Origin of the sequence: Pseudomonas sp. MWU349 (assembly GCF_017947325.1) — a bacterium.
In the GTDB taxonomy this organism is placed as follows: Bacteria; Pseudomonadota; Gammaproteobacteria; order Pseudomonadales; family Pseudomonadaceae; genus Aquipseudomonas; species Aquipseudomonas protegens.
In genome coordinates this window covers 299357-322848 of record NZ_JAFEVP010000006.1, presented here as the reverse complement: position 1 = coordinate 322848, position 23492 = coordinate 299357, and the positions used below count along the sequence as shown (strand labels likewise).

The following is a 23492-nucleotide window of genomic DNA, read 5'->3' as shown; positions in this document are numbered from 1 at the left end:
GGCGCCCTGGTGGCGCCCTTTTTCGTGCCTGTCATTCCAGCAGCTTCTTGAGTTCACTCAGCGGCAACGGCCTGCTATGGAGGAAACCCTGGTACAGGTGGCATTCCAGGCCCTGGAGGAATTCGAGCTGCTGCGGGGTTTCCACGCCTTCGGCGATGACCTTGAGGTTCAGGCTGCGGGCCATGGCAACGATGGCCCGGATGATTTCCGCATCGTTGGGGTCGTGGGTCGCATCGCGGACGAAGGACTGGTCGATCTTCAAGGTGTCCACCGGCAGGCGCTTGAGGTAGGTCAGGGACGAGTAGCCGGTGCCGAAATCGTCCATGGCAAAGCTCACTCCAAGTTTCTTCAGCCGGCGCATCTTGTTGATGGTGTCTTCCAGGTTCTGGATCACGATGCCTTCGGTGATCTCCAGCTTCAGCAGGCTGGAGGGCAGTGCGTAGGCATGCAGGCTGTGTTCGACTCGCTCGACAAAGTCGGTCTGGCGGAACTGCCGCGGGCTGATGTTGACGCACAGGCTGAAGTGCTGGGGATCCACCAGTTTCTGATCGATCAACTGGCTGAAGGCCAGGCAGGCTTCGTCGAGAATCCAGGTACCCACTTCGAGGATCAGGCCGCTGTCCTCCAGCACCTTGATGAACTCGGTCGGCGACTGCGCGCCCAACTCCGGATGTTGCCAGCGCACCAAAGCTTCGGCGCCGACGATGCGGTTGTCGCGGGCGTCCACCTGGGGCTGGAAGTGCACGCTGAATTCGCCCCGGGACAGGGCCAGGCGCAGGTCGGTCTCCATGCGCAGGCGTTCGCTGGCGGCCTTTTGCATGGTGTTGTGGAACATCTGGGTGGTGTTGCGCCCTGAATCCTTGGCCCGATAAAGGGCAATATCGGCGCGCTTGAGCAGGTCGGTGGGGGTCGAGCCGTGGTCGGGAATCAGTGCCACACCGATGCTCGGGGTGACTTGCAGGCGCTGGCCATCGAGGAACATCGGTTCGGACAGCAATTCGCGCAGGGTGTCGGCCAGTTGGCGGACCTGTTCGCTGACCTCGTTGCGTGTGCCCTCAAGGCCACTCAGCAGGACCACGAACTCATCGCCGCCCAGGCGTGCCACGGTGTCTTCCATGCGCACGCTGGCTTCGAGCCGGGCGGTGATGATTTTCAACACGGTGTCGCCCACCGGGTGGCCCAGGGAATCGTTGATGTGCTTGAAGTGATCGAGGTCGAGAAACAGCAGGGCGCCGCGCAGGTTATGACGCTTGAGCAGGGCGATCTGCTGGCTCAGGCGGTCCATCAGCAGGGCGCGGTTGGGCAGGTTGGTCAAGGGGTCGTGGTAAGCCAGGTGGCGGATCTGCGCCTGGGCGTTCTTGAGCAGGCTGACATCCCGGGCTGTCATCAGCAGGCAGGGCGTTTCGTTGAGGGTGATGGGCTCCACCGAGACTTCCAGGGTGAGTATTTCCCCGCGCTTGTTGCGCCCGAGCATTTCCAGGTGGTGCACCCGGCCCTTGATCTGGAGCTCCGCCAGCAAGGTAGAGAGTTGCCCTTCCTCGGCCCAGATGCCGATCTGGTACATGGTGCGGCCGATCACCTCGTCGTTGCGGTGGCCGGTCAGTCGGCAGAAGCCATCGTTGACCTCCAGGTAGCGGCCCGTATCGCGCTCGGTGATGCTGATGGCGTCAGGGCTGGAGTGAAAGGCCTTGGCGAACTTCTCTTCGCTGGCCTTGAGGGCCGCCTCCGAACGCTGCTGCTGGGTGATGTCCCGCAGGTTGGTGACGATGCAGGGCTGCTTGTCCACGGTGATCAGGCGGCTGGAAATGATGCAGGTCAGCGTCTGGCCGTTCTTGTGGTGGACCACCACTGCCACATTATTCAGCGCCTGTTCGCGAATCACCTGCTCGATGCGCCGCAGGCGCGGCGCGGCGTCTTCCCAGAGGCCGATCTGTTCGGCGCTGCGGTTGAGCACTTCGTCCAGGGTCCAGCCAAAGGTCTGGGTGAAGCTGGAGTTGATTTCGATGAACTGGCCGGTTTCCAGCAAGGTCACGCAGATTGGGTCGGGGCTGACCTGGAACAGGCTGGCGAATTTCTCTTCGGAGGTGATCAGGCGCTGTTCCCGTTCCACCTGCTCAGTGATGTCCAGCAGCGTGCCGGCCATGCGCAGCGGGCTGCCCTGTTCGTCGCGGTAGAGGCGGGCGCGGCTTTCCAGGTAGCGCGAGCTGCCGTCCTCCAGTTGCACCCGATAGGTCAATTGATAGTTGCCCGCGGGGCCCTCGCGCAGGCTGCGGTAGGCATCGCGCATGGAGTTGCGCTCTTCGGTGGGCACGCCTTCGAAGAAGGCGTCGAAGGATTCATGGAAAGGGATGGGGGCCAGGCCATGTAATTGCGCGGCGCGGGCCGAGCCGTAGAGCATTCCGCTGGGGATGTGCCAGTCCCAGGTGCCCATCTGCGCCGAGTCCAGGGCCAGGTCCAGGCGTTCCTGGCTGTCCTTGAGTGCCTGTTCGGATCGTTTGCGCTCACTGGTATCGAGAAAGGTGCTGAGCAGGTAGGCCTTGCCCTCCAGTTCAACCTTCTGGGCGCTGAGAATGCCGTCATGGATCTGCCCATTGCTGGCGCGAAATTGCACTTCAAGGCTGGCGGCCTGGCCCTTCTTCTGGACCGCCTTGATCAGTTGGGCGCGCTGTTCGGGGTTGACCCACAGGCCGATCTCCAGGGTGGTACGGCCGATCACGTGTTCGGCGGGCCAGCCGAACTGGCTTTCAAAGTACTGGTTGGCCTCGCTGATCAGGCCATCTTCCAGGCGGGTCAGCAGTACGGTGTTGGGGCACAAGTGAAACAGCGTGGCAAAGCGCTTTTCCGAACTGCTGAGGGCTTCCTCACGCTGGCGCTGGTGGGTGATCTCGCGGATCACCCCGATCATTCGCGGCTTGCCGTGCTTGTCCGGCAATACGCTGCCGTTGATCTCCAGCCAGTGCAGGCTACCGTCGGGCCAGCGAATGCGGTGGTGCATGGCGTGTTCCAGTGGCGCGCCGGCCAGCACTGAATGAAAGGCGCGAATCGTCCTGGCCCGGTCCTCGATGGGCAGCAGGTCGAGGTATTCGAGGTTTTCCGGCAAGGGTTGGCGTGGATCGAAGCCGAACAGCGCCTGGGTGCCGCGGGACCAGCTGATCTGCCCGCTTTCAATATCCCAATACCAGGCCCCCAGGCGCGCACCATTGAGGGCTGCGAGCAACTGCGGTGCGCTTTCCCAGCTTTGCTCCGACTCCTGGGGGTCGACAGCATGGATACGCGGCAAGGGTGGAATACGGTCAGCGGGTTTGGGCATGGAGGTCAGGCCTTGAGCTGAGTCATTCGTCGGGTGCGGGATACTCATGGCGCTGCGGCGTGGCACGGGCGATACCCGGAGTGTTATGCCGGGTTCCCTGGCCAATCGACTTGTGCATCCAGTAAGGCCATGAAAGCCCGCGCAGCGTTCGAAAGTGTCCGTTCGGTATGCAGGATATAGCCTAGCTGGCGGTGCAGCTGTATGCCCGGTAAAGGAATGCGTGCCACCTGATCGTCAAGCATGGTGCGCGGCAGCACGCTCCAGGCCAGGCCGATGGACACCATCATCTTTATAGTTTCCAGATAGTTAGTGCTCATGGCGATGTTCGGCGTCAGGCCCTGGGCTTCAAACAGGCGTTGGACAATATGGTGGGTAAAGGTATTGCCGCCGGGGAAAACTGCCGGATGCAGGGCAATATCCGCCAGGCTCACTTGCCCATTGCTGACCAGCGGGTGTTCCGGCGCGGCGACGAAGTCCAGCGGGTCGTCCCAGACCGCGGTGGCCTTGATCAGGGAGTGGGGCTCGGGGGCCAGGGTGATCACTGCCAGTTCGGCGCGGCCATGGAGGATTTCCTCGTAGGCCACTTCGGAGTCGAGGAACTGGATGTCCAGGGCCACTTGCGGGTAGCGCCGGGTGAAGGCTCGCAGCAAGGGCGGCAGGCGGTGCAGGCCGATGTGATGGCTGGTGGCCAGCGTCAGGCGCCCACTGACTTCGCCGGTGAGGTTGGTCAGGGCGCGCCGGGTGTCATCCAGCACATTGATGATCTGGTAGGCCCGGGGCAGCAGGGCCCGCCCGGCCTCGGTCAGGCCGATCTCCCGCCCCAGGCGGTCGAACAGCCGTACGTTGAGTTGCTGCTCCAGGCCGGCGATGCGTTTGCTGATGGCTGGCTGGGTCAGGTGCAGGCGTTCGCCGGCGCCGGAAAAGCTGCCGGTTTCGGCGATGGCTATAAAGGCATTGAGGTTGGCCAGGTCCATGCTTGCATTCCAGTTGGTTATCCAAAGTATGAAAAATATGAATTTGAGTTATTTAATCTAACGCCATAGGATCGGCCTCACAAGCCAAAGGGTTATTGATCGGCGCACGATCGGAGCCCGGGGCATAGAAACAAGCTGATGAGGAATGGTCCGATGGCCGGCAAGACGCTCTACGACAAGCTCTGGGATTCGCATTTGGTCAAGCAGCGCGACGATGGTTCGGCGCTGATCTATATCGATCGTCACATCATCCACGAAGTGACCTCGCCGCAAGCCTTCGAAGGCCTGCGTCTGGCCGGGCGCAAGCCATGGCGCATCGATGCCAACATCGCCACCCCGGACCATAACGTACCGACCACGCCGGAGCGCAAGGGCGGGATCGAAGCGATCGCCGACCAGGTTTCCCGCCTCCAGGTGCAGACCCTCGACGACAACTGCGATGAATACGGCATTGTCGAATTCAAGATGAACGACGTGCGCCAGGGCATCGTCCACGTGATTGGCCCGGAGCAGGGCGCCACGTTGCCGGGCATGACCGTGGTCTGTGGTGACTCCCATACCTCGACCCACGGCGCTTTCGGCGCCCTGGCCCACGGTATCGGTACCTCCGAGGTGGAGCACGTGCTCGCCACCCAGTGCCTGGTGGCCAAGAAGATGAAGAACATGCTGGTGCGCGTGGAAGGCACCTTGCCTTTCGGCGTGACCGCCAAGGACATCGTCCTGGCCGTGATCGGCAAGATCGGCACCGCCGGCGGTAACGGCCATGCCATCGAGTTCGCCGGCAGCGCGATTCGCGACCTGTCCATCGAAGGCCGCATGACCATCTGCAACATGTCCATCGAAGCCGGAGCCCGTGTCGGCCTGGTGGCGGCGGATGAAAAGACCGTGGCATACGTCAAGGGACGTCCGTTCGCCCCCAAGGGCGCCGAATGGGACTTGGCCGTCGAGGCCTGGAAGGACCTGGTGTCCGATGCCGACGCCAAGTTCGATACCGTGGTCGAGCTCGATGCTGCACAGATCAAGCCGCAGGTCAGCTGGGGCACGTCCCCGGAAATGGTCCTGGCGGTGGATCAGAACGTACCGGACCCGGCCAAGGAAATGGACCTGGTCAAGCGCGATTCCATCGTCCGCGCCTTGAAGTACATGGGCTTGAGTGCCAACCAGGCGATCACCGACATTCAGTTGGACCGCGTTTTCATTGGTTCCTGCACCAACTCGCGGATCGAAGACTTGCGCGCCGCCGCGGTGATCGCCAAGGGCCGCAAGGTGGCTTCCACCATCAAGCAGGCGATAGTGGTGCCGGGCTCGGGCCTGGTCAAGGCGCAGGCCGAATCGGAAGGCCTGGACAAGATCTTCCTCGAAGCCGGTTTCGAATGGCGTGAGCCGGGCTGCTCGATGTGCCTGGCGATGAACCCGGACCGCCTGGAGTCCGGCGAGCATTGCGCCTCGACCTCGAACCGCAACTTCGAAGGGCGCCAGGGTGCCGGTGGGCGTACCCACCTGGTCAGCCCGGCCATGGCCGCCGCCGCCGCTGTCAGCGGTCGTTTCGTCGACGTCCGTGAATTGATCTAAGGAGCGCAGCATGAAAGCTTTCACTCAGCACAATGGTTTGGTCGCGCCTTTGGATCGTGCCAACGTCGACACCGACCAGATCATCCCCAAGCAGTTTCTCAAGTCGATCAAGCGCACAGGCTTTGGCCCCAACCTGTTCGACGAGTGGCGTTACCTGGACGTGGGCCAGCCCTACCAGGACAACTCCAAGCGCCCGTTGAACAAGGATTTCGTGCTCAACGCCGAGCGTTACCAGGGTGCCAGCGTGTTGCTGGCCCGGGAGAACTTCGGTTGCGGCTCCAGCCGCGAGCATGCGCCGTGGGCCCTGGAAGAGTACGGTTTTCGCAGCATCATCGCGCCCAGCTACGCCGATATCTTCTTCAACAACAGCTTCAAGAACGGCTTGTTGCCGATCATCCTGAGCGACGCTGAAGTCGACGAGCTGTTCCAGCAGGTCGAAGCCACCCCGGGCTATCAGTTGCATATCGACCTTGAAGCGCAGACCGTGACCCGCCCCGACGGCAAGGTGTTGAAGTTCGAGATCGATGCCTTCCGCAAGCATTGCCTGCTCAACGGTCTGGACGACATCGGCCTGACCCTGCAGGACGGCGACGCCATCGCCGCCTTCGAGGCCAAGCATCGCGCCAGCCAGCCCTGGCTGTTCCGCGACGCCTGATTGCCTGATCGACGGCAAGCCGGCCCCTACGGATGGCGTTGTAGGAGCTGGCTTGCCAGCGAACCCTGTTTCCCTTGCCCAAAAGGATCGCCCCATGACCAGCAACGCCCACAGCCAGGTAGTGCAGAAGCAATTTGGCGAGCAGGCTTCGGCCTACCTGAGCAGCGCCGTGCACGCTCAGGGTGCCGAATTTGCCCTGCTGCAGGCTGAGGTGGCGGGCAAGAGCTCAGCCCGGCTCCTGGACCTGGGCTGCGGTGCCGGTCACGTCAGCTTCCATGTCGCGCCGCAGGTCAAGGAAGTGGTGGCCTACGACCTCTCCCAGCAGATGCTGGATGTGGTGGCAGGGGCGGCGCAGGAGCGCGGGCTGGGTAACATCCGCACCGTACTGGGCGCCGCCGAGCGCCTGCCGTTCGCCGATGGCGAGTTCGACTTCGTCTTCAGCCGTTACTCGGCTCACCATTGGAGCGACCTGGGCCTGGCCCTGCGGGAAGTGCGCCGGGTCCTGAAGCCGGGCGGCGTGGCGGCGTTCATCGATGTCTTGTCGCCGGGCAGCCCGCTGCTGGACACTTACCTGCAAAGCGTCGAAGTGCTGCGCGATACCAGCCATGTGCGCGATTATTCGGCGGGTGAATGGCTGCGCCAGGTCAGCGAGGCCGGCCTGCACACCCGCAGCACCAGCCGTCAGCGCCTGCGCCTGGAGTACAGCTCCTGGGTCGAGCGCATGCGCACTCCCGAGCCGTTGCGGGTGGCGATCCGCCAGTTGCAGCAGGCAATGGGTAACGAAGTGCGCGAATATTTTGAGATTGCCGCCGATGGTTCGTTCAGTACAGATGTACTGGTGCTGTGGGCCGAGCGATAGACTTTTTCCGGGTGCGCCTGCGGGCGTGCCGACAGAGCAAACGAGGAACGCATGAGCAAGCAGATTCTGATTCTCCCCGGTGACGGTATTGGCCCGGAAATCATGGCCGAGGCGGTCAAGGTCCTGGAATTGGCCAACGACAAGTACAGCCTGGGCTTCGAGCTGAGCCACGACGTGATCGGTGGCGCTGCCATCGACAAGCACGGTGTGCCTCTGGCCGATGAGACCCTGGACCGTGCCCGGGCCGCCGATGCGGTGCTGCTGGGCGCCGTGGGCGGCCCGAAGTGGGACAAGATCGAGCGTGACATCCGCCCTGAGCGCGGCCTGCTGAAGATTCGTGCGCAACTGGGCCTGTTCGGCAACCTGCGTCCGGCGATCCTCTACCCGCAACTTGCCGATGCTTCGAGCCTGAAACCGGAAATCGTCTCCGGCCTGGATATCCTCATCGTTCGCGAGCTGACCGGCGGCATCTACTTCGGCGCGCCACGGGGCACCCGCGAACTGGAAAACGGCGAACGCCAGTCCTACGACACCCTGCCGTACAGCGAGAGTGAAATCCGCCGTATTGCCCGGGTCGGCTTCGACATGGCCCGCGTGCGCGGCAAGAAGCTGTGCTCGGTGGACAAGGCCAACGTCCTGGCGTCCAGCCAACTGTGGCGTGAAGTGGTCGAGCAAGTGGCCAAGGACTACCCGGATGTCGAGTTGAGCCACATGTACGTGGACAACGCCGCCATGCAACTGGTGCGTGCGCCGAAGCAGTTCGACGTGATCGTCACCGACAACATGTTCGGCGATATTCTTTCCGACGAAGCCTCGATGCTCACCGGGTCCATCGGCATGCTGCCGTCGGCGTCCCTGGACGCCAACAACAAGGGCATGTACGAGCCATGCCACGGTTCGGCGCCGGACATCGCCGGGCAGGGCATTGCCAACCCGCTGGCGACCATCCTCTCGGTGTCGATGATGCTGCGCTACAGCTTCAACCTGACCGAGGCCGCGGACGCCATCGAGCAGGCTGTGAGCCGGGTCCTGGACCAGGGTTTGCGCACTGGTGACATCTGGTCGGCCGGTTGCACCAAAGTCGGTACGCAGGAAATGGGCGATGCAGTAGTCGCCGCGCTGCGGAATCTGTAATCTTTCGGGCCCACTGCACAGACAGTGGCCCACTTTTGTATAGGTGTAGTTGCGATGAAACGTGTAGGTCTGATCGGTTGGCGCGGTATGGTCGGTTCCGTGCTCATGCAGCGGATGCTGGAAGAGCAGGACTTCGATCTTATTGAACCGGTGTTTTTCACCACTTCCAATGTCGGTGGCCAGGGGCCGTCGGTGGGCAAGGATATTGCTCCGCTGAAGGACGCCTACAGCATTGAAGAGTTGAAAACCCTCGACGTGATTCTGACCTGCCAGGGTGGCGACTACACCAGCGAAGTCTTCCCCAAGCTGCGCGAAGCGGGCTGGCAGGGCTACTGGATCGATGCCGCATCCAGCCTGCGCATGGAAGATGACGCGGTGATCATCCTCGATCCGGTGAACCGCAAGGTCATCGACCAGCAGCTGGATGCGGGCACCAAGAACTACATCGGCGGCAACTGCACCGTCAGCCTGATGCTGATGGGCCTGGGCGGCCTGTTCGAAGCCGGCCTGGTGGAGTGGATGAGCGCCATGACCTATCAGGCGGCCTCCGGCGCCGGCGCGCAGAACATGCGCGAGCTGATCAAGCAGATGGGCGCCACCCACGCTGCCGTCGCTGATGAACTGGCCAACCCGGCCAGTGCCATCCTCGACATCGATCGCAAGGTGGCCGAGGCCATGCGCAGCGATGCCTACCCGACCGAGAACTTCGGCGTGCCGCTGGCCGGTAGCCTGATTCCATGGATCGACAAGGAGCTGCCCAACGGCCAGAGCCGCGAAGAGTGGAAGGCCCAGGCCGAGACCAACAAGATCCTCGGTCGCTTCAAGAGCCCGATCCCGGTGGACGGCATCTGCGTGCGCATCGGCGCCATGCGCTGCCACAGCCAGGCGCTGACCATCAAGCTCAACAAGGACGTGCCGATCGCCGATATCGAAGGGCTGATCAGTCAGCACAACCCTTGGGTCAAGCTGGTGCCGAACCAGCGTGATATCAGCATGCAGGAGCTGAGTCCGACCAAGGTCACCGGCACCCTGAACATTCCGGTGGGCCGCCTGCGCAAGCTGAACATGGGGTCGCAGTTCTTGGGCGCCTTCACTGTCGGCGACCAGCTACTGTGGGGGGCGGCCGAGCCGCTGCGCCGCATGCTGCGGATCCTGCTGGAGCGTTGATGCTCTGAGCGCTTGAAACAGCCCGCCCCTTGCACAAGGCGCGGGCTTTTTCATACCTGCCGCAGGAGCGGGCTTGCCCGCCAAGAGTGCTTCGTTCCAGCCATAGCTCCCTCCCACGAATTGCCTCGCCACCCCGTGCCGGGTAAAGTGCCGCTCCCCCCGTTTCGCCTGAGGTAGCACCATGACTCCTTCCCTTGATATTGCCGTGATCGGTGCCACCGGTACTGTCGGCGAAACCCTGGTGCAGATTCTGGAAGAACGTGACTTCCCCGTTGCCAACCTGCACCTGCTGGCCAGCAGCGAGTCGGCCGGTCATTCGGTGCCTTTTCGCGGCAAGAACCTGCGGGTGCGTGAAGTCGACGAGTTCGATTTCAGCAAGGTCCAGCTGGCGTTCTTCGCGGCCGGCCCGGCGGTGACCCTGAGTTTTGCCCCGCGTGCCACGGCGGCCAACTGCGCGGTGATCGATCTTTCCGGCGCCTTGCCTTCGGCCCAGGCGCCCAATGTCGTTCCCGAAGCCAATGGCCAGGTGCTGGCCGGCTTGAAAAAACCATTGCAATTGAGCAGCCCGAGCGCTTCGGCCACCGCCCTGGCCGTGGCGCTGGCGCCGTTGCAAGGCTTGCTGGACATTCAGCGGGTCAACCTGACCGCCAGCCTGGCGATCTCCAGCCAGGGTCGCGAGGCCGTCAGCGAACTGGCCCGGCAGACGGCCGAACTGTTGAATGTGCGCCCCATGGAGCCCCGCTTTTTCGATCGGCAAGTGGCCTTCAACCTGCTGGCCCAGGTCGGCACTCCAGACGCCCAGGGCCATACCCTGCTGGAAAAGCGCCTGGTCCGGGAGCTGCGCGAGGTGCTGGGGCAGCCTTTATTAAAGATTTCTGTCACTTGCATTCAAGCGCCGGTATTTTTTGGCGATAGCTATAGCGTGACTCTGCAGTCAGGCAGCGCCGTTGACCTGGCGGCAGTCAATGCGGCACTGGAAGCGGCGCCGGGCCTGGAACTGGTGGAGGCGGGCGACTATCCGACTGCCGTGGGTGACGCCGTGGGCCAGGATGTTGTCTATGTGGGGCGGGTTCGTTCCGGGGTCGACGACCCGACGGAACTGAATCTGTGGCTGACCTCGGATAACGTGCGCAAAGGTGCGGCCTTGAACGCTGTGCAGCTGGCTGAATTGTTGATAAAAGACCTGCTGTAAAAGATACTTGGCAACAATTTGCAGAATGAATCTAGCCGGGCGCTATGCTTGGCAAGTTGCTGGAGGTGAGTGGCCGTCAGGTGCTCCCGGGGCATGCAAGAAATAATCGCGCGTCGTGGTCGTTGATGGTCCCGCGCAATGCCTGTTGGCAGCCGCTACAAAACCTTCTCGCTGGCCGAGGAATGTTCAAACAAAGGATGAGGCTATGGTTCAAGTTCGCAAACTGGTGTTAGCAATAGCGGCCGCCTCGGCGCTGTCCTCCGGTATGGCGCAGGCGCTTGGGCTTGGGGAGCTGACCCTGAAGTCGAGTCTGAACCAGCCTCTGGTAGCAGAAATCGAATTGCTCGATGTCAAGGACCTCACTGCCGCCGAGGTAGTGCCCAGCCTTGCGCCGGCAGAAGAGTTCGCCAAGGCCGGCGTCGATCGCCAGGCCTTTCTCAACGACCTCCATTTCACCCCGATTCTCAATCCCGGCGGCAAGAGTGTGCTGCGGGTGACCTCGAGCCAGCCGCTGTCGGAGCCGATGGTCAAGTTCCTGGTGCAGGTGATGTGGCCCAACGGCCGCCTGCTGCGCGACTACAGTGTGCTGCTGGACCCTTCGAAATTCTCCCCGCAGGCTGCCGCTGCCGCGCAGAGCGCGCCAGTAGGCGCCCCGGCGGTGAGTGCCCCGGTTACCCGTGCCAACAAGTCCGGCAAGCCGGAGCAGTACACCACCTCGGCCCGTGACACTTTGTGGGAAATCGCCGCCAAGAACCGCAACGGTGCCTCGATCCAGCAGACCATGCTGGCGATCCAGGCGCTGAACCCGGATGCCTTTATCGATGGCAACATCAATCGGCTGAAGACCGGCAAGGTGCTGCGCCTGCCCGATGTGGTGCAGAGCACCGCGCTGCCGCAGCCCAAGGCAATTGCTGAAGTGGCGGCGCAGAATGCTGCCTGGCGCCAGGGCCGCCGTGCCGGTGCCCGTGGCCAGCAGCAGGTGGATGCGACTCGTCGCGCCGGTGCCGACAAGGCGCCCAAGCAGGTCAATACCAAGGACAACCTGAGCCTGGTGTCCGCTGAAAACGGCAAGACCCGGGGCAAGGGCGCAGCCGGTGATGCCAAGGCGCTGAACAACAAGCTGGCGGTGACTCAGGAAAGCCTCGACGCAACCCGTCGTGACAATGCCGAGCTCAAGGAGCGCATGGCGGACCTGCAAAGCCAGTTGGACAAGCTGCAGCGCCTGATCGAATTGAAGAACAACCAGTTGGCCAAGATGCAGGCCGAGGGCGCAGGTACTGCGGTACCTAATGCCCAGCCAGCTCCGGCCATGCCAGCTGAGTTGGTGGCCAAGCCCGAAGCGCCGGCCCCAGTGGTGGCGCCAGCGGCCCCGGCCAGCGAGCCGGCTGCCAAGCCTGCTGCGGATGCCGTTCCCGCCAAGAGCGACGAGGATAAATACTCCGATCTGCTGACCAACCCGATCCTTCTCGGGCTGGTGGGTGGCGGTGCGGTATTGGCCTTGTTGCTGCTGTTGCTGTTGCTGGCTCGTCGCCGCAAGGCTCAGCAGGAAGCGGAGAAGCACTTGCGCATGGCGCGGGCGCTGTCGGAGGAAAGCGATTTCGCCGAGGAAATGGACCTGCCGGAAAGCAGCTTCGAAGGCCTTGAGGTTCCAGCCCCAAGCGTCAATCTCGCTCCAGCTCCAGCTCCAGCTCCAGCTCCAGCTCCAGCTCCGGTGGTGGCGCCCGCTCCGGTAGCCCCGGTCGAACGCGCCACCGATGTGCTGGGCCAGGCTCAGAATCACATCGATGCCGGCCGCCTGAACCAGGCCGCGGCGATTCTCGAAGAAGCGGTCAAGTTGGAGCCGCAACGCAGTGATCTGCGCCTAAAGCTGATGGAGGTCTACGCGCATCAGGGTGACCGCAGCGCCTTTGTCGCCCAGGAACGGCAGTTGGTGGCCAATGGCGATAACCACGCTCAGGTCGAGCAACTGAAAAGTCGCTTCCCGGCAATGGTCGCGGTAGCGGCGGCAGCTGGCCTGGCCACTGCGGCCGTGGCAGCCGAACTGGATGCCGAGTACGTCAAGGAACTGCTGCAGGACGAACCGCCAGCGCCTGAACCGGCTGCTCCGGTAGAAGGCCTGGACGCGGATTTTGACCTGAGCCTGGATGACCTGGAGGCGGCTTCGCCGGCAGTGCTCACCCCTGAACCCGACACCGAGCTGGAAGACTTCCCGCTGGATGACGACCTGAGCTTTGGCTCGGTGCTCGAGCAGCAGCTTGCTCCTGAGGAAAACCTGGACGACCTGGGTGATTTCGATCTGGACCTGGGGGCTGATCTACCGGCGGCGAAGCCGAGCGATGAAGATTTCCTGCTGAGCCTGGACGACGACCTCAAGGACCTGCCGGCAGGCGACGTGCCTACCGTTACCGACCCGGCCCTGGACGACCTGGACCTGTCGGCGGACTTCGATCTGTCCCTGGCCGATGAGCTGGATGCTGGCGCGGACTCCAAGGACGCTTTCACTTCCGAGCTGGATGATGTGAACGCCGAACTGGATCGTCTGAGCCAGAGCCTTGATCAGCCGGAGCCGGCGATCCCCAGCTTCACTGCCGAGGATGCCGCTGCAGCGCCTGATGAGACGGACTTCGACTTCCTCTCCGGCAGCGATGAGGTGGCCACCAAGCTCGATCTGGCCCAGGCCTATATCGATATGGGGGATAACGACGGTGCGCGGGACATCCTCGGTGAGGTGCTGAGCGAAGGTAACGAAGGTCAGAAGAGCGAAGCCCAGGAGATGTTGGGGCGACTGGCCTGAAGCAACCTGATGCTTGACCAGAACGGCAGCCGATGAGGCTGCCGTTTTTGTTGGTGGCGCTGCGGTGGCGGTGAGGCTCAGGCCAGCAGGTCTTCGTAAAAGGCACCGAAGGGCCGGGTAGGGTGGGCGATCTGGATTTCCAGGATCCACAGGCCCACTTGCGGGCAGGCGGCGAAATCTCCCAGGTCCCCGGCGCGGTAGATGGCGTGGGGAAAGTCGCTGACCCGATGGCCCTTGATGTCCAGATTGAGCACCCAGCCCATGGCTTGGGCCCGTTCCTGTGCATGGCGATAGAGCTCAGGGCCAGCCACCTGGTGGCTCTGCCAGTGGTCGTGGACCTGGTCGAACAGGCTTTTCGCCGCGGCGGCACAGGCATGCATTTCAGCGTCGTCGCCGACCACGAACGTCGCCCCGCAATCACCTTCATGGCGATCCCAGACCACGCCCAGGTCGATGAAGAACAGATCGTTTTCCTGGAGTAGCGGATCGCCATCGGAGCGTTGCTTGAAGGTTTTCAGGGTATTGGCGCCAAAGCGGATCAGCAGCGGATGCCAGATTCGCTCCATACCCATCTCTCGCAGGACTTCCAGGCCCATTTCCCTGGCGGCGGATTCCTGCATGCCCGGCTTGACCTGTCGGGCGATCTGCCCGATGGCCTCCCAGGTCATGCGCTTGGCATGGAGCATGCCCTCCAGGCTGTAGGCCAGGCCTACGGCTTCTTTGCTGGTTGCGATCATTCATCGGCTCTCGATCAGGGGGCTTTGTTGTTTTCGATATATAAAAAACTATATAGCGTTTGCCCGGGGGCGTATGCAATCGCCTTGTGGGCGACTGTATGGCTGATCAATCTGCAAACAAAGCCCGACAGCCCGTGGCGTCTGTTGTCTGCGGCCCTATAATGAGCGCCTTTGCGCATATCAGCAGGCTGTAAGTTCTTGGCAAATATAGATAACCCGGCCGCCGAAATGGCAGCCGAAGGCTTTTCCCGAATCGCTCTGGGTGTGGAATACAAGGGCTCGCGCTACCGCGGCTGGCAGCGTCAGGCCTCCGGTGTGCCCAGTGTCCAGGAAACCCTGGAGAAGGCCCTGTCCCGGGTCGCGGATTCTCCGGTAGTGGTGTCCTGTGCCGGACGCACCGATGCCGGGGTGCATGCCTGCGGGCAGGTGGTGCATTTCGATACTCAGGCCGTGCGTTCGATGAAGGCCTGGGTGATGGGGGCCAATATCAATTTGCCCCACGACATCAGCGTCAGCTGGGCCAAGGAGATGCCCGCGCATTTTCACGCACGGTTCAAGGCGATCGCCCGGCGTTACCGTTATGTGATCTACAACGACCAGATCCGTCCGGCCCATCTCAACGAAGAAATTACCTGGAACCACCGGCCGCTGGATATCGAGCGCATGGCCCAGGCTGCCGCGTTCCTGGTGGGCACCCATGATTTCAGCGCGTTCCGGGCCGGGCAGTGCCAGGCCAAGTCGCCGATCAAGGAGATCCATCACCTTCGGGTCACTAGGCACGGCAAGATGATCGTGCTGGATATTCGTGCCAGCGCCTTCCTGCATCACATGGTGCGCAACATCGCCGGGGTGCTGATGACCATCGGTGCCGGCGAGCGGCCGGTGGAGTGGGCGCGAGAAGTGCTGGAAAGCCGGATCCGGCGTACCGGCGGCGTCACCGCCCATCCTTTTGGCCTGTACCTGGTACAGGTCGAATACAAGGACGAGTTCCAGTTGCCCGAGCGATACATCGGGCCGCATTTCCTCAGCGGATTCTCGGAACTTGACGGCTGACGCCCGGAAAAGCATTTGCTACCATCCGGGACTTTCCGGATTTGCCCCCGAGGTTCATGACATGCCAGCTGTTCGCAGCAAGATCTGCGGGATTACCCGCATAGAAGATGCGCTGGCAGCAGTGGCGGCGGGGGCCGATGCCATCGGCCTGGTGTTCTATGCCAAGAGCCCGCGGGCGGTGAATGTGCAGCAGGCGCGGGCAATCATCGCCGCCTTGCCGCCGTTCGTGACCACCGTCGGCCTCTTCGTCAATGCCAGTCGTTGCGAGCTGGGGGAGATCCTCGACGCCGTACCGCTGGACTTGCTGCAGTTCCATGGCGATGAGTCGGCGGCTGATTGCGAGGGCTATCACCGGCCCTACATCAAGGCGTTGCGGGTCAAGGCCGGGGATGACATCGCGGCGGCCTGCCTGGCCTATCCGCGGGCCAGCGGGATTCTGCTGGATACCTATGTCGAAGGCGTGCCGGGTGGAACCGGCGAGGCGTTCGACTGGTCCCTGGTTCCTCAGGGGCTGAGCAAGCCGATCATTCTCGCCGGTGGCCTCACGCCAGATAACGTGGCGGCAGCCATCGCCCGGGTGCGCCCCTATGCGGTGGATGTCAGCGGCGGGGTGGAGCAGGGCAAGGGCATCAAGGACCCGGCAAAGATTCAGGCATTTATGCAGGCAGTGCGTCGCAGCAACGAGTCGATGTGACGGCTGCCAGTCTGCCGCCGTCCATAACACCACTGTACAAAACAGGCAGGCGTCGCCTTCAGGCGGGGTCGGAATCGAGTGGCAACCGCTCTGGAGCGGGTTGTCGGGATGGCTGAGGAAAGGTTCGTTGCAGGCAGGTCGAGCCCGGCGCTGACCGCGGCAGCGAACTGATCATCGCCGCACACATGAATTTAGCTCAAGGGCATACGCGGGGCTGCGAACCAGAGCGTTCGAGCCGCCGGTACTGGAGAAAGAAAGCATGAGCAACTGGTTAGTAGACAAACTGATCCCTTCGATCATGCGTTCCGAGGTGAAGAAAAGCTCGGTGCCTGAAGGTCTTTGGCACAAGTGCCCATCCTGCGAGGCGGTGCTCTATCGTCCGGAGCTGGAAAAGACCCTGGATGTTTGCCCCAAGTGCAACCACCACATGCGCATCGGTGCGCGTGCCCGTATCGATATCTTCCTCGACGCCGAAGGCCGTGCCGAACTGGGCGCTGACCTGGAGCCAGTGGACCGTCTGAAGTTCCGCGACGGCAAGAAATACAAGGACCGTCTGACCGCTGCGCAGAAGCAGACCGGTGAGAAAGATGCGCTGATCTCCATGAGTGGCACCCTGCTGGGCATGCCAGTGGTGGTCTCGGCTTTCGAATTTTCCTTCATGGGGGGGTCCATGGGTGCCATCGTCGGCGAGCGTTTCGTGCGCGCCGCCAACTACGCCCTGGAAAATCGCTGCCCGATGATCTGCTTCTCCGCTTCCGGTGGTGCGCGGATGCAGGAAGCCCTGATCTCTCTGATGCAGATGGCCAAGACCTCCGCGGTACTGGCGCGCCTGCGTGAAGAAGGCATCCCGTTCATCTCCGTGTTGACCGACCCGGTCTACGGTGGTGTTTCTGCCAGCCTGGCGATGCTGGGCGACGTGATTGTCGCCGAGCCAAAAGCCCTGGTGGGCTTCGCCGGTCCTCGAGTGATCGAGCAGACCGTGCGGGAAAAACTGCCTGAAGGTTTCCAGCGCAGTGAGTTCCTGCTGGAACATGGTGCGATCGACATGATCATCTCCCGTCAGGAGCTGCGTCCGCGCCTGGGCAACCTGCTGGCCCAACTGATGGGCCTGCCGACGCCGGAGTTCGTCGCGGCTCCGGTCGAGCCGATCGTGGTGCCGCCGGCTCCAGCAAACCTATGACCCAACGTACCCTGGGCGAATGGCTCGCCTACCTCGAGCAGTTGCATCCCTCGGCCATTGACATGGGGCTGGCGCGCTCGCAGCAGGTAGCGTCCCAGATGGGGCTGGGTAAGCCGGCGCCCCGGGTGGTCACGGTAACCGGTACCAATGGCAAGGGCTCTACCTGCGCCTTTGTCGCTTCCCTGCTGCGGGCCCAGGGCTTGCAGGTGGGGGTCTACAGTTCGCCGCACCTGCTGCGCTATAACGAGCGGGTGCAGATCAATGGCGTCGAGGCCACTGACGAGCAGTTGTGCGAAGCCTTTGCTGCGGTAGAGGCGGGGCGCGGCGAAGTTACCCTGACTTACTTCGAGATGGGCACCCTGGCAGCGTTCTGGCTGTTTCAGCGGGCAGCGCTGGATGCCGTGGTCCTGGAGGTGGGATTGGGTGGCCGCCTGGACACGGTCAATCTGGTGGATGCCGACCTGGCGCTGGTGACCAGTATTGGTGTCGATCACATCGAATACCTGGGTGATTCCCGCGAATCCGTGGCCTTCGAGAAGGCTGGGATCTTTCGCCCTGGCGCGCCGGCGTTATGTGGCGACCTGGACCCGCCGCAACCCTTGCTGGACAAGGCGCGGGAGCTGGGCTGCCCGTTTTTCCTGCGGGGGCGGGACTTTGATCTCGGGGTCACCGACCAGCATTGGCAGTGGCGCGGCCTGGATGCCCAGGGCAAGCCGGTCGAGCTGCAAGACCTGCCATTGCTGGATCTGCCTATGGAAAATGCCGCTCTGGCGTTGCAGGCCTATCTGCTCACTGGTTTGCCATGGCAGCCGGAGCGGATCGGCGCAGCCTTGCGCCAGACCCGGGTTACCGGGCGCCTGGATCGCCGGCAGGTCAACTGGCAGGGCAAGCGCCTGAACCTGCTGCTGGACGTCGGTCACAACCCCCATGCCGCCCAGTACCTGGCTGAGCGCCTGGCGCGCCGGCCTGTGCCGGGCAAGCGTCTGGCGGTGTTCGGGCTGCTGGCGGACAAGGATCTGGAGGGCGTGATTGGCTGCCTGAAAGGGGCGGTCCGGCACTGGGCGGTAGCGCCTCTGGATACGCCGCGGGCGCGCCCGGTGGAGGATCTGCAGCAGGCTCTGGAGAACCTTGGTGCTCCGGTAGCGTCCTATTCCAGTGTGGCTGCCGCGCTGGAAGCGCAATGCGCGCAAGCCACTGCAGATGACGAAATTCTGCTGTTCGGTTCTTTTTATTGTGTTGCCGAGGCGCTTGAGTGGCTCGCCCGGCGCTCCACGGAGGAAGCTGCACATGGCAATGCTGGATAACGTCTACAAGCAGCGAATGGTCGGAGCACTGGTGTTGGTGGCCTTGGCGGTGATCTTTCTGCCAATGCTGTTCTCGCGCGAGGATGAGCAGCGTCATGTGACGGTGGATGTGCCGTCGGCGCCGCAAGCCGCGGCCATGCCGCAGGTCCAGGTCGAGCCGGTAGTTGTGCCTGAGCCTCAGGTACTGCCCGAGGGCTCTGTGCCAGCCGACGAGCACGAGCCTGTGGTGCAACAAGCGCCGTCGACCCCGATCGCACCGGCCCCGGTGGTGGCTCCTGCTCCGACCGTGGCCAGCAAGCCTGCGCCTGTGGCCAAGCCTGCGCCGACACCGGCTCCGGTTCCGCCGCAGCCCGTGGCCAGTGCCAAGCCTGATACCAGCCAGAGCCGGGTCGATGCCAATGGCTTGTCCGTCAGTTGGTCGGTGCAACTGGCCAGTCTGTCGAGCCGTGAAAGCGCGGAAAACCTGCAGAAGACCCTGCGCAGCCAGGGTTATAACGCCTATATCCGTTCCGCCGAAGGCAAGAACCGGGTATTTGTCGGGCCGCTGATCGAGCGTGCTGAAGCTGATCGCCTGCGTGACCTGCTGGGGCGTCAGCATAATCTCAAGGGTTTCGTGGTGCGCTTCCAGCCAGAGCGTGGCTAAGGCTATCCGCTTGATTTTAAAAGCACAGTGAATCGCAGCTTACCGACAGCCAAGCGCTCTGTTAAAATGCGCCGCCTTATCCGTCTGTAGGCTGCACTGTGCCATTTACCTGGGTTGACTGGGCGATCGTTGCAATAATCGCCATCTCCGCTTTGATCAGCTTGAGCCGCGGTTTCGTCAAAGAAGCCTTGTCGTTGCTTACCTGGATCATCGCAGGGGTCGTTGCCTGGATGTTTGGTGGCTCACTGTCCGAGTACCTCGGCGGTTATATCGAAACTCCCTCGGCTCGCGTGATCGCGGGCTGCGCAATCATGTTTGTCGCCACCTTGCTGGTGGGGGCAATGGTCAACTATCTCATCGGCGAGTTGATTCGCGTCACCGGCCTCTCCGGGACCGATCGATTCCTCGGCATGGCCTTCGGCGCTGCGCGTGGCGCGCTGCTGGTGGTCGTGGCGATCGGGCTCCTGAGCCTGGGGCCGGTACAGCAGGATTCCTGGTGGCAACAGTCGCGACTGGTGCCACAATTTCTATTGGTTGCAGACTGGTCCAAGAACCTCATATTGGGGTGGAGCAGTCAGTGGCTGGCCAGCGGTATCAGCGTACCCGCTGAAATACCGTTCAAGGAGCACCTCTTACCGGCCAAAACGCCTCAGTAAGATGGGTTCAGTTCAGTTTCATTAAGTAGGGGTTGCGTCGCATGTGTGGCATCGTCGGTATCGTCGGTAAGTCGAACGTCAATCAGGCGCTGTATGACGCGCTAACCGTCCTCCAGCACCGCGGCCAGGACGCTGCCGGTATCGTGACCAGCCATGATGGCCGGTTATTCCTGCGCAAGGACAACGGCCTGGTGCGTGATGTGTTCCAGCAGCGGCACATGCAGCGCCTGGTAGGCCACATGGGCATTGGCCATGTCCGCTATCCAACCGCGGGCAGCTCGACCTCGGCCGAGGCTCAGCCGTTCTACGTCAACTCGCCTTACGGCATCACCCTGGCGCACAACGGCAACCTGACCAATGTGGAGCAGTTGGCCAAGGAGATCTACGAGTCCGACCTGCGCCACGTCAACACCAACTCCGACTCTGAAGTGCTGCTCAACGTGTTCGCCCACGAGCTGGCCCAGCGCGGCAAGTTGCAGCCTACCGAGGAAGACGTGTTTGCCGCCGTCACCGACGTGCACAACCGTTGCGTGGGTGGCTATGCAGTGGTGGCCATGATCACCGGCTACGGCATTGTCGGTTTCCGTGACCCCCACGGTATCCGTCCGATCGTCTTCGGCCAGCGTCATACCGACGAAGGCGTGGAATACATGATCGCCTCGGAAAGCGTTTCCCTGGATGTGCTGGGTTTCACCCTGATTCGCGACCTGGCTCCGGGCGAAGCGGTCTACATCACTGAAGAGGGCAAGCTCTACACCCGTCAGTGCGCCACCAACCCGCAACTCACTCCATGCATCTTCGAGCACGTATATCTGGCCCGCCCGGATTCGATCATTGATGGCGTCTCGGTGTACAAGGCGCGCCTGCGCATGGGTGAGAAACTGGCCGAGAAGATCCTGCGCGAGCGTCCTGAGCACGATATCGACGTGGTGATCCCGATTCCGGATACCAGCCGCACTGCGGCGCTGGAGCTGGCGAACCATCTGGGGGTCAAGTTCCGCGAAGGTTTTGTCAAGAACCGCTACATCGGCCGTACCTTCATCATGCCGGGCCAGGCGGCGCGGAAGAAATCCGTACGCCAGAAGCTCAATGCGATCGAACTGGAATTCCGCGGCAAGAACGTGATGCTGGTGGACGACTCCATCGTCCGTGGCACCACCTGCAAGCAGATTATCCAGATGGCCCGTGAAGCGGGCGCGAAGAACGTCTACTTCTGCTCGGCTGCGCCGGCCGTGCGTTACCCGAACGTGTATGGCATCGACATGCCGAGCGCTCACGAGCTGATCGCCCACAATCGTTCGACCCAGGATGTGGCAGACCTGATCGGTGCCGACTGGCTGATCTACCAGGACTTGCCGGACCTGATCGAGGCGGTCGGTGGTGGCAAGATCAAGATCGAGAGCTTCGACTGCGCGGTGTTCGACGGCAAGTACGTTACCGGTGACGTCGACGAGACCTACCTGAACAAGATCGAGAACGCTCGTAACGATGCGTCCAAGGCCAAGACCCAGGCGGTCAGCGCCATCATCGATCTGTACAACAACTGATCCGAGCATTTTAAGAAGACATTAGGAGTAGGCGGCATGAGTCAGGATTGGGATGCCGGTCGGCTGGACAGCGACCTTGAAGGCGTAGCGTTCGATACCCTGGCGGTGCGCGCCGGCCAACACCGCTCGCCGGAAGGCGAGCACGGTGACCCGATGTTCTTCACCTCCAGCTATGTGTTCCGTACGGCCGCCGATGCGGCGGCGCGGTTTGCTGGCGAAGTGCCGGGCAACGTCTATTCGCGCTACACCAACCCCACGGTGCGTTCCTTCGAAGAGCGCATCGCGGCGCTGGAAGGGGCTGAGCAGGCTGTGGCGACCGCCACTGGCATGGCGGCCATTCTTTCGGTGGTCATGAGCCTGTGCAGCGCTGGTGATCATGTGCTGGTGTCGCGCAGTGTGTTCGGCTCGACCATCAGTCTGTTCGAGAAGTACTTCAAGCGCTTTGGTGTTGAAGTCGATTACGTGCCTCTGGCGGACCTGTCCGGCTGGAACGCGGCGATCAAGAGCAATACCAAGCTGCTGTTTGTCGAGTCGCCCTCCAATCCACTGGCTGAGTTGGTGGATATCGCCGCGCTGGCGGAGGTGGCCCATGCCAAGGGCGCAATGTTGGTGGTCGATAACTGTTTCTGCACTCCGGCCTTGCAGCAGCCGTTGAAGCTGGGGGCGGACGTGGTGGTGCATTCGGCGACCAAGTTCATCGACGGCCAGGGTCGTTGCATGGGCGGCGTGGTGGCCGGGCGCAGTGAGCAGATGAAAGAAGTGGTGGGTTTCCTGCGTACCGCGGGGCCGACCCTGAGCCCGTTCAACGCCTGGATCTTCCTCAAGGGCCTGGAAACCCTCAACCTGCGGATGCGTGCTCATTGTGCCAATGCCCTGGCCCTGGCTGAGTGGCTGGAGCAGCAGGATGGCGTCGAGAAGGTGCACTACGCAGGCCTTGCCAGCCATCCGCAGCATGAGCTGGCCAAGCGTCAGCAGCGTGGTTTTGGCGCGGTGGTGAGTTTTGAGGTCAAGGGCGGCAAAGAGGGCGCCTGGCGCTTTATCGATGCCACGCGACTGATCTCCATTACCGCCAATCTCGGCGACAGCAAAACCACCATCACCCATCCGAGCACCACGTCCCACGGGCGCCTGGCGCCTCAGGAGCGTGAAGCGGCAGGCATTCGCGACAGCCTGATCCGCATCGCGGTGGGGCTGGAGGACGTGGTCGACCTGCAAGCCGACCTGGCTCGCGGCCTGGCAGCCTTGTGATCGAGTTGTCCACGCCTCAGGGCGGCGGCAACGGGCGCGTCGCGCTGGTGACCGGCGCGGCGCGGGGTATCGGCCTGGGTATCGCTGCCTGGCTGATCAGCGAAGGCTGGCAGGTGGTGTTGACCGACCTCGATCGTGAGCGTGGCTCCAAGGTGGCCAAGGTGCTGGGTGAAAGTGCCTGGTTCATCACCATGGACGTGGCCGATGAAGTGCAAGTGGCCCAGGGGGTGGCCGAGGTGCTGGGGCAGTTCGGGCGCCTCGACGCCCTGGTCTGCAATGCCGCTGTGGCCGACCCGCACAACATCACCCTGGAAAGCCTGGATCTGGCCTACTGGAATCGGGTCATGGCAGTGAACCTGGGCGGGCCGATGCTGCTGGCCAAGCACTGTGCGCCGTATTTGCGCGCCCATGGTGGCGCCATCGTCAACCTGGCTTCTACCCGTGCCAGGCAATCGGAGCCTGACAGCGAAGCCTACGCGGCGAGCAAGGGGGGGCTGTTGGCCTTGACTCATGCCCTGGCGATCAGCCTGGGGCCGGAGATACGGGTCAATGCGGTAAGCCCCGGCTGGATCGATGCCCGGGATCCAGCGGTGCGTCGCGCAGAGCCGTTATCCGATGCCGATCATGCCCAGCATCCGGCAGGCAGGGTAGGGACGGTGGAAGATGTGGCCTCCATGGTGGCCTGGCTGTTGTCCCGCAATTCGGGCTTTGTCACCGGCCAGGAATTCGTGGTGGACGGTGGCATGACCAAGAAAATGATTTATCAGGAATAA

The 23492-nt window shown here is 62.6% G+C and carries 19 protein-coding genes; 16 read left to right on the top strand and 3 right to left on the bottom strand.

From position 1 onward, the window contains the following. Positions 1–31 precede the first annotated feature (31 nt). A complete protein-coding gene (locus KCG88_RS24685) occupies positions 32–3310 on the bottom strand; it encodes an EAL domain-containing protein (protein ID WP_047285051.1) in 3279 nt (1092 codons plus the stop codon). Between the two features lie 83 nt (positions 3311–3393). After that, complete coding sequence (locus KCG88_RS24680; RefSeq protein WP_047285053.1) at positions 3394–4284, bottom strand: LysR family transcriptional regulator; 891 nt, start codon at positions 4282–4284, stop codon at positions 3394–3396. Between the two features lie 153 nt (positions 4285–4437). Here KCG88_RS24680 and leuC point away from each other — a divergent pair, with 153 nt between their 5' ends. The 7 genes from leuC (at position 4438) to KCG88_RS24645 (ending at position 13657) form a co-directional block, all read left to right on the top strand. Continuing rightward, entirely contained in the window at positions 4438–5856 is a 1419-nt protein-coding gene (gene leuC / locus KCG88_RS24675) for a 3-isopropylmalate dehydratase large subunit (RefSeq protein ID WP_047285056.1), read from the top strand. 10 nt (positions 5857–5866) lie between these two features. After that, positions 5867–6511, top strand: a complete 645-nt coding sequence (leuD, locus tag KCG88_RS24670; RefSeq protein WP_016967984.1) for a 3-isopropylmalate dehydratase small subunit — start codon at positions 5867–5869, stop codon at positions 6509–6511. Between the two features lie 94 nt (positions 6512–6605). After that, the gene (locus KCG88_RS24665; protein WP_047285059.1) at positions 6606–7370 is read left to right on the top strand and encodes a class I SAM-dependent methyltransferase; all 765 of its coding nucleotides are present in this window, start codon (positions 6606–6608) and stop codon (positions 7368–7370) included. Between the two features lie 51 nt (positions 7371–7421). Beyond that, complete coding sequence (leuB, locus tag KCG88_RS24660) at positions 7422–8504, top strand: 3-isopropylmalate dehydrogenase (RefSeq protein ID WP_011060378.1); 1083 nt, start codon at positions 7422–7424, stop codon at positions 8502–8504. Positions 8505–8558: 54 nt separating this feature from the next. Then, entirely contained in the window at positions 8559–9671 is a 1113-nt protein-coding gene (asd, locus tag KCG88_RS24655; protein WP_015634899.1) for an aspartate-semialdehyde dehydrogenase, read from the top strand. Positions 9672–9852: 181 nt separating this feature from the next. Further along, entirely contained in the window at positions 9853–10863 is a 1011-nt protein-coding gene (locus tag KCG88_RS24650; RefSeq protein WP_210713330.1) for an aspartate-semialdehyde dehydrogenase, read from the top strand. A gap of 205 nt (positions 10864–11068) precedes the next feature. Then, entirely contained in the window at positions 11069–13657 is a 2589-nt protein-coding gene (locus KCG88_RS24645; protein ID WP_210713329.1) for a FimV family protein, read from the top strand. A gap of 77 nt (positions 13658–13734) precedes the next feature. Here KCG88_RS24645 and KCG88_RS24640 read toward each other — a convergent pair whose 3' ends face one another. Beyond that, a complete protein-coding gene (locus KCG88_RS24640) occupies positions 13735–14394 on the bottom strand; it encodes a M24 family metallopeptidase (protein WP_047336212.1) in 660 nt (219 codons plus the stop codon). Positions 14395–14622: 228 nt separating this feature from the next. Between KCG88_RS24640 and truA the strand changes: the two genes are divergently transcribed. The 9 genes from truA (at position 14623) to KCG88_RS24595 (ending at position 23492) form a co-directional block, all read left to right on the top strand. Then, on the top strand, positions 14623–15447 hold the full coding sequence (gene truA / locus KCG88_RS24635) for a tRNA pseudouridine(38-40) synthase TruA (protein ID WP_011060382.1): 825 nt from the start codon (positions 14623–14625) through the stop codon (positions 15445–15447). 61 nt (positions 15448–15508) lie between these two features. After that, positions 15509–16141, top strand: a complete 633-nt coding sequence (locus tag KCG88_RS24630; protein WP_047285067.1) for a phosphoribosylanthranilate isomerase — start codon at positions 15509–15511, stop codon at positions 16139–16141. Positions 16142–16400: 259 nt separating this feature from the next. Continuing rightward, the gene (gene accD / locus KCG88_RS24625) at positions 16401–17321 is read left to right on the top strand and encodes an acetyl-CoA carboxylase, carboxyltransferase subunit beta (RefSeq protein WP_019094939.1); all 921 of its coding nucleotides are present in this window, start codon (positions 16401–16403) and stop codon (positions 17319–17321) included. Continuing rightward, positions 17318–18625: a bifunctional tetrahydrofolate synthase/dihydrofolate synthase gene (gene folC / locus KCG88_RS24620; RefSeq protein WP_210713328.1), complete on the top strand. Its 1308-nt coding sequence runs from the start codon at positions 17318–17320 to the stop codon at positions 18623–18625. Before accD ends, folC begins: the two co-directional genes overlap by 4 nt. Continuing rightward, on the top strand, positions 18609–19268 hold the full coding sequence (locus KCG88_RS24615) for an SPOR domain-containing protein (RefSeq protein WP_015634906.1): 660 nt from the start codon (positions 18609–18611) through the stop codon (positions 19266–19268). Before folC ends, KCG88_RS24615 begins: the two co-directional genes overlap by 17 nt. A 98-nt stretch (positions 19269–19366) precedes the next feature. Continuing rightward, complete coding sequence (locus KCG88_RS24610) at positions 19367–19924, top strand: CvpA family protein (protein ID WP_019094938.1); 558 nt, start codon at positions 19367–19369, stop codon at positions 19922–19924. A 41-nt stretch (positions 19925–19965) separates the two neighbouring features. Continuing rightward, complete coding sequence (gene purF / locus KCG88_RS24605) at positions 19966–21471, top strand: amidophosphoribosyltransferase (RefSeq protein WP_210713327.1); 1506 nt, start codon at positions 19966–19968, stop codon at positions 21469–21471. Between the two features lie 36 nt (positions 21472–21507). Then, complete coding sequence (locus KCG88_RS24600; RefSeq protein ID WP_210713326.1) at positions 21508–22719, top strand: O-succinylhomoserine sulfhydrylase; 1212 nt, start codon at positions 21508–21510, stop codon at positions 22717–22719. Continuing rightward, positions 22716–23492, top strand: coding sequence for an SDR family oxidoreductase (locus KCG88_RS24595; protein WP_041117029.1), 777 nt, complete (start codon positions 22716–22718; stop codon positions 23490–23492). The genes KCG88_RS24600 and KCG88_RS24595 overlap by 4 nt, the downstream gene beginning before the upstream one ends.